This window comes from Terrisporobacter petrolearius (genome assembly GCF_020748185.1).
GTDB classification, from domain to species: Bacteria; Bacillota; Clostridia; order Peptostreptococcales; family Peptostreptococcaceae; genus Terrisporobacter; species Terrisporobacter petrolearius.
Window position 1 is genome coordinate 37341 of record NZ_JAHZMO010000026.1, and the last position, 6570, is coordinate 43910.

The 6570-nt window shown below is 26.6% G+C and carries 10 protein-coding genes; 2 read left to right on the plus strand and 8 right to left on the minus strand.

The genetic code is table 11. The annotated features are described in order from the left end of the window. Positions 1-18 precede the first annotated feature (18 nt). From K0040_RS13770 to spoIIIAA, 7 genes are read right to left on the minus strand one after another with little or no spacing between them, the layout of a single operon-like run. A complete protein-coding gene (locus K0040_RS13770) occupies positions 19-573 on the minus strand; it encodes a SpoIIIAG-related protein (RefSeq protein WP_228109349.1) in 555 nt (184 codons plus the stop codon). A gap of 16 nt (positions 574-589) precedes the next feature. Beyond that, entirely contained in the window at positions 590-1195 is a 606-nt protein-coding gene (locus tag K0040_RS13775) for a stage III sporulation protein AF (protein WP_334302507.1), read from the minus strand. After that, positions 1165-2343: a stage III sporulation protein AE gene (spoIIIAE, locus tag K0040_RS13780; RefSeq protein ID WP_228109350.1), complete on the minus strand. Its 1179-nt coding sequence runs from the start codon at positions 2341-2343 to the stop codon at positions 1165-1167. The genes K0040_RS13775 and spoIIIAE overlap by 31 nt, the downstream gene beginning before the upstream one ends. A gap of 19 nt (positions 2344-2362) precedes the next feature. Next, positions 2363-2737, minus strand: a complete 375-nt coding sequence (spoIIIAD, locus tag K0040_RS13785) for a stage III sporulation protein AD (RefSeq protein ID WP_228109357.1) — start codon at positions 2735-2737, stop codon at positions 2363-2365. 24 nt (positions 2738-2761) lie between these two features. Further along, positions 2762-2959 (minus strand): stage III sporulation protein AC, encoded by a 198-nt coding sequence (gene spoIIIAC, locus K0040_RS13790; RefSeq protein ID WP_074915317.1) that lies wholly within the window; start codon positions 2957-2959, stop codon positions 2762-2764. A gap of 9 nt (positions 2960-2968) precedes the next feature. Further along, on the minus strand, positions 2969-3517 hold the full coding sequence (gene spoIIIAB, locus K0040_RS13795) for a stage III sporulation protein AB (RefSeq protein ID WP_228109351.1): 549 nt from the start codon (positions 3515-3517) through the stop codon (positions 2969-2971). Beyond that, entirely contained in the window at positions 3480-4439 is a 960-nt protein-coding gene (spoIIIAA, locus tag K0040_RS13800; RefSeq protein WP_228109352.1) for a stage III sporulation protein AA, read from the minus strand. Before spoIIIAA ends, spoIIIAB begins: the two co-directional genes overlap by 38 nt. A gap of 150 nt (positions 4440-4589) precedes the next feature. Between spoIIIAA and K0040_RS13805 the strand changes: the two genes are divergently transcribed. Then, positions 4590-5402 (plus strand): hypothetical protein, encoded by an 813-nt coding sequence (locus K0040_RS13805; RefSeq protein WP_228109353.1) that lies wholly within the window; start codon positions 4590-4592, stop codon positions 5400-5402. Between the two features lie 243 nt (positions 5403-5645). Continuing rightward, the gene (yaaA, locus tag K0040_RS13810; RefSeq protein ID WP_228109354.1) at positions 5646-6401 is read left to right on the plus strand and encodes a peroxide stress protein YaaA; all 756 of its coding nucleotides are present in this window, start codon (positions 5646-5648) and stop codon (positions 6399-6401) included. 84 nt (positions 6402-6485) lie between these two features. Here yaaA and K0040_RS21100 read toward each other — a convergent pair. Beyond that, the coding region (locus tag K0040_RS21100) for an IS3 family transposase (protein WP_331476270.1) at positions 6486-6570 on the minus strand (85 nt) is incomplete at its 5' end.

Below are 6570 nucleotides of genomic sequence, written 5' to 3' on the forward strand. Positions count from 1 at the left end.
TTTATCCTCCACCCCTTATTATTTAGCGTATATCTCTACTTGATGACCTGATATTTGTAGAGATGTTTTAACTGCATCATACAACAATTCTTTTACAGCTTGATCATTTGCTCCACTTGATACTACTATCACACCTTTTATTTTAGCTTCAGATGTTTTTAGTACTACTGGGTCATTTGAATTTGATGTAATCATCGTTTTATTTTCTGTTGAACTAGTAGTTGTCCTTTCTCCTCCGGAAGAATCTTGTTCTTTAGTGGTTTCTGTTGTTGTATTAGAATTGTATGCTGGAACAATTTCTTCGCTAGATTGGAAAGTGATCATAACATCCACATCTCCAGCTCCATTAATTTTACTTAGTATTTGAGTCAATTTACTTTCTAAATCTTCTTTTTCAGCTTCAGCAGCAGACGTTTTAGGTTCTGGCTCCGTACTAACATTTGATTCTTCTTTTTTTCCATCTGGCATTACTGATATGACTATAAGAGCTAATATACAAATTCCCGCCAAAAAAATTAATGGTTTCAATTTCTTTTTTTCCATATCATTGAATAATTCGTTAATTTTTTTCAACTTACCACAACTCCTCTTAATCAATTTCTATATCCTCAATGGATACATCTAGTACCTTTATTAAGTCTTCTTTTAGTTTACTTTCTTTTAAGTTCAGCTCATTTTTACTTCTAAACACTTCTTCTTCTTTTGTGTCATTAGATTGTATGTCCTTATTATTGTCATTATTACTGTTTTTTTCTTTTATTTTTATAGTTTCAATATCTGATCCATTGATTTTTAAGTCTTCTAATTCATACCCGTACTCGTCTAATTTGAGTTGTAACACACTTTTAAGACCATCTTTATATCCTTTGCTTAAGTTTTCATTGTTTGTTTTTCCTGCTAAATCATTATAACTATCCACATACATTTTTGAGTAATCACCCATTTTTTTTAATATTGTATCTTCCAATGATATGTTACTAGAAAAAAAACCTACTACAGGACTTATTATCATAAATACGAATATAAAATTACATACCAAATTTATATATGGCTTTACTTTAGTGTTTGGTAAAATCATATCTACCATATTAATAATAAATGCCCCTACTATAATCGATATTATCCATTCCTTTATACTAGCAATAATATATCCCTCCTTTTGCCTTAAGTTGCTACTGCACTTATGGAAGTTAATATAGCTATGGTTACAAAAAACATTATTGTTACAGCAATAATTGTAGCCAAAATTATTATCATTAAATTTGATACTTCATTTAAGAAAGACGATATGTTATCTTCTCCGATAGGTTCTACTACTATGGCACATAATTTATATACAAGTATTACTGATAATATTTTTATTATTGGTATTAAGCACAATCCTACTAAAATTACTAACCCCACTCCACCAAATACATTTTTTATAAGTTGAGATGATGATAGCAATATATCAACAGAATCTGATACAAATCCTCCAACTACTGGAATAAAATTTCCAACAGCAAATTTAGCTGTTTTTACTGTAAATTTATCAAAGGATGTAACATATAAACCTTGTATGGATACTAATCCAAGGTACAAAGTAAATACAGCTCCTAAAGTCACTACATTAATTTGTTTGATAAACGATGATAATCTATTCAATTTAATATTATTAGTTACCTTATTTATTACTAATATGGCAAAAGCTAAAGATATGGCTACAAATATAAATTTTTTAAATACAATATTTATAGCTGCAATTCCTCCAATAAAAATTGGATTTAAGGCTGTAGATGTGATTGGAAATCCTACTAAAACTAAAAGCGAGATCATTATTGGTATAATTACATTAACAAGTCCTATAATACTTTCTATAGTGGCATAACATAACGCCAATATGTCTTTAAAACTTACAAGAGTTAATGTTACTACAGTTATAAAAACTATATAATTTGTTACTGTACTAATACTTGATGATGAAAAAGAATTTTCTAGACTTTTTATTATGGATGATAATAAAGCTAAGACTAAAATGCTAACTGCAATTTTAATACTAGTTTTTATTTCTGAAAAAACTGCTGATTTAATTTTGTTTTTATCAAATAAGTCTAATATATTTGCTTTTCCCCCTATCAAGTCTTTTATATATGCTTTAAGATTTATGTCTTTTATTACGTTATCTTCTTTTACGTATCTCTCTATTTCATCTATGTTTATTTTACTTAACTGATTATCTATATATAGATCTATGTTATTTTTAGTATCCTCATATTCTTCATCATTGTTCTTATCCTGTGCAAATGATGCAGATGTTAAAGAGAATAAAATAATTAAAACAAGACCTAAAATTTTGTTTTTCATAATAAATCATTCTCCTACTTTAAATTAAACTTATTATGGTATCTACAATGGATAAAAGTATAGGAAATGACATTGTCATAATGATTATTTTTCCACCAAACTCTAACTTAGTCGCAATGTTTTTTTCCCCACAATCGTTGCAAAGAGAAACGGCAAATTCTATAATATAACAAATACCAATCAACTTAATTATTAAACTTATGTACATGGCTGGAATATTTACCTTATCAGCTAATGACTGTATTCCTTCAATTATAAAATTCAACTTCATAACAACAGATAATAATATTATCACTCCTGCTGTTATGGCAACAAAATTCGCCATTTCTGGTCGATCTTTTCTTATAACTAAACAGAGTATGGTAGAAACCATTGCAATTCCAACTAATTGCATAACTTCCAAAGTATCTCCTCCTCTTTAGTAAAGTTGAAACATTGTTCTAACTGTATTAAATAAATCACTAATTTCTGTTATAACCAATCCTAAGACAATCACCACGCCTACAAGTGTTGTAAGTGTTGCCCAATCCTTTCTATCTACTTTTTCTAAAATCATGTTTAATACTGATATTAAGATACCAACACCCGCTACTTTTAATATCAATGCTATTTCCATATTAACCTCCTAAATTAAAATTATTCCTATACAAATACCTATAAATGTTATCAGTTTCTTATAAAGTGAACCCTTTTTAAAAATTTCTTCTTTGCTATCGCTAGTAAATCTTTTTAAATTTTCGCAAGTTAAATCTATTAGTCTTTGCTGTGATTCTATATCACTTTGCCCCAAAGTTAAAAATAATTTTTTTAACTCATCGATTTCTTTGTTTTGTAAATTTGTATCCTTTTTCAGTTTTATAATGTTTTTATTCAACATCTCCTCTAAAGTTCTTCCATCTTCTTTCTTTAAATCCTCTTGCATATCTTTGCAAAAACCACAAAGACAATAATCTTGTTTTAATGATGCTCTATAAAAAACTTCTTCTAATGTGTATAGTCCAAAAGCCAAATCCATTCTGATTATTTCTAATATCCTAATAACTTCATTTAATTCCTTATGCCTTTTAATAAATGCTTTATGTATAGTATCACCTATAAGATAACTGGATCCTATTAGCATTCCTATTAAAAATATTTTAATTTGCAAAGTACCATCTCTTTTCTTGTAAATCATATATTTTTTCTACTGTTCCTGGTCCCCTTTTTGCAGAAAGTAAAATAACCTTTTTAAATAATTCTTCATCTAATAAATTATTTAGTTCTTTTCTGTTTCTTATATCTTCAATGGAGTCACCATGTACTGTAGTTATAAGTCCAACACCTCCATTCAAGGCAGTATATAGAGCTTTTATATCCTTTTCCGTACCAATTTCATCGGTTATTATTACATTTGGTGACATTGATCTTAAAACCATCATTATGCCCACATCCTTTGGACATGTCTCTATAATGTCTGTCCTAATTCCCACATCCATTTGGGGTGTTCCCAAATAAGAACCTGCTATTTCGTTTCTTTCATCTATTAAAGCAACATTCACACCTTTAAAGTTGTATTTTTCAGTCCCATTACTTAAATTCCTTACTATGTCTCTTAAAAGTGTGGTTTTGCCACACTGAGGTGGCGATATTATTATGGTATTATTTATTTTAGTAGGACTTTTTATAATGTGATCCATAACTTTATCAGAACAGTCTTTAACTTCCTTGGATATTCTTATATTTAAAGAGGATATATGTTTTAAATTTTCGACTTTTCCATTTTCAACTATGGCTTTTCCAACTATACCTACTCTATGTCCGCCTCTTAAAGTTACAAATCCCTTTTTTATATCATCCATAAATGAGTGAATAGAGTATTTGCATATAATTTGAAAAGTTTGGTCTACATCTTCTTTAGTTACTATATAAGCCTTGTCCATATTCGAGTCTAACTTATTATATTTTTCATTGTAAAAGTAATCTTTCTGGTTTCCGTTAATTATCAAAGGTTTGTTGATTCTAAGTCTTATTTCTTCAATATTCTCTCCCTGAATTGTTTTAATTTTATTCCTTAAATTAAGAGATAATGAATTAATAATTTCATCAGATAATTTCATCACCTTGTCCTCCTCTCTTGTTTATAATATTTATATTTATTAAATGTGTTAAATATTACTTTTAGAACAACTTTTATGTTATTGAATCTGTTGACATTCTTATAAGCTATGATAGTATTTAATAATAATCAATTAAATTAAGGAGGCAAAATGATTTATTTATCATTAAAATATAGTATTCTTATCACTTTATCAGTTACGGGAATTTTTCTTTCTTTTGGATATGTTTATAGTCTTATTGAAAAAAGAAATAGTTTATATATATACTCAACTTTTGGTAGTAAGGGAATTTTATTTACTGGTGTAATAGGTACAACGGTTCATGAAATTGGTCATTTAATTATGTGTTTAATATTTCATCATAAAGTAAGTGATTTTCAATTATTTAATTTTAAAGGATACAAGCATGAAGAGACACTTGGATATGTTTCTCATAGATACAATGATAGAAGTTTATATGAGAAGGCAGGAAACTTTTTCATCGGCATAGGACCCATGATATCCGGTACTTTATTTATAATTTTTTCTTTTAAATTATTACTACCTTCTATTTATGAAAGTATTAATATCAGTAGTTATTTTACTCACTTATCTACAGTAAATATTGAAAATACAATTTTTTTATTACTATCTTTAAGTAAAAATTTATTAATTTCTATTTTTAATATGAATAATTTGAGTAGTATTAATTTTTATATTTTTATTTACTTAATGTTTTGTGTTTCATCACATATCTCCTTAAGTAAGAAAGATTTTGAGAATAGCAGTGTTGGTATACTATCATTATTTTTGATTTTCTTTGTAGTTTGCTTAATTAGTATTTTTTTAAACTTGAATTTAAGTTACTTATTACTAATTTTCATGAATATAATAATATATATAATATTTTTCCTAGCATTGGGATTGATATTTTCTCTTGTTTCACTTTTTATTTCTTATTTTATTTACAAAATAAAAAGATAAATATTTTAAAATTCATTAATTAATAAAACGAAAAACCCTTAGACAATATTTTCTAAGGGTTTTTCATTTGTTCAAATTTCTATCATCCATATAAATTTTTACCACTATTAACTAAAGATGTAAAATAGTTTCTTTTTTCATAATATAAAAAATAGTTGGAGTATAAATTAATTTTTTTATATTTGTATGATATAATTGGAAATAAATTAAAACAAAAACTCAAATTATTAGGAGGCAAAAAGTTTGATATCAATTATTTCACCTGCCAAAAATATGCGAAATATTAAAATTAATAATATAATTCCTAAAACTATAGGAAAAAATAGATATTTTACAAATGAAACAAAAGAAATAGCCCAAGTATTAAAGTCTTTAAGCCCGCATGATATACAGTCTTTAATGAAAGTTAATGAAAAAATAGCATTTCAGTCTTATGCCTATTTTCAAGATTTTAATTTCCAAGAAGAAGGTGTGTGCGGTCTTTTAGCTTATGATGGTTTAGTTTTTAAAAATATAAAGGCAGAAGGTTTTTCTCTAGAAGATTTTGAATTTGCTAATAATCATATAAAAATTTTAGATGCATTTTATGGTGTGGTAAATCCTCTGGATGAAGTTTTACCCTATAGACTAGAAATGCAATATCCCATAAAAATCCACGATAAAAATCTTTATAAGTTTTGGGATAATAAAATATATAATAAACTATATAGTGAAGATAATGTTATTGTTAATTTAGCTTCTGAAGAATATGCGAAGACCGTGAGAAGATTTTTAAATGAAGAGGATACATTTATCGATATAGATTTTAAAGTCCATAAGGATGGAAGATTAAAGACTCTAGCAACATTAGCAAAAATGGCTAGAGGACAAATGATAAAGTATATAGTTGAAAATAAAATTAATAATCCTGAAGACTTAAAAAATTTCAAATTTAATAATTATAAGTTTTCTAATAATTTATCCACTAGTAGAAAATTTGTTTTCATTAAAGAAGATTAAAATAAAAAAAAAGAAGATTAAAATAAAAAAACTTCCAAGCTATAAAATGGACCCTTTGTCAAGGACACTAGAAAAAACGACTGGCTAAGCCGTCATTAAAAGTTGACTTCTATACTTATTAGGAGTCAGCTTTTTTAAATTCCATTGACATCTATAATTATTGTAATAA

Coding starts and splice junctions, on each gene's coding strand:
- spoIIIAE (WP_228109350.1), bottom strand. CDS start 2,343: ATGAAAAACAAAATTTTAGGTCTTGTTTTAATTATTTTATTCTCTTTA.
- K0040_RS13805 (WP_228109353.1), top strand. CDS start 4,590: ATGATTTATTTATCATTAAAATATAGTATTCTTATCACTTTATCAGTT.
- spoIIIAB (WP_228109351.1), bottom strand. CDS start 3,517: ATGATTTACAAGAAAAGAGATGGTACTTTGCAAATTAAAATATTTTTA.
- spoIIIAC (WP_074915317.1), bottom strand. CDS start 2,959: ATGGAAATAGCATTGATATTAAAAGTAGCGGGTGTTGGTATCTTAATA.
- spoIIIAA (WP_228109352.1), bottom strand. CDS start 4,439: ATGAAATTATCTGATGAAATTATTAATTCATTATCTCTTAATTTAAGG.
- spoIIIAD (WP_228109357.1), bottom strand. CDS start 2,737: ATGCAATTAGTTGGAATTGCAATGGTTTCTACCATACTCTGTTTAGTT.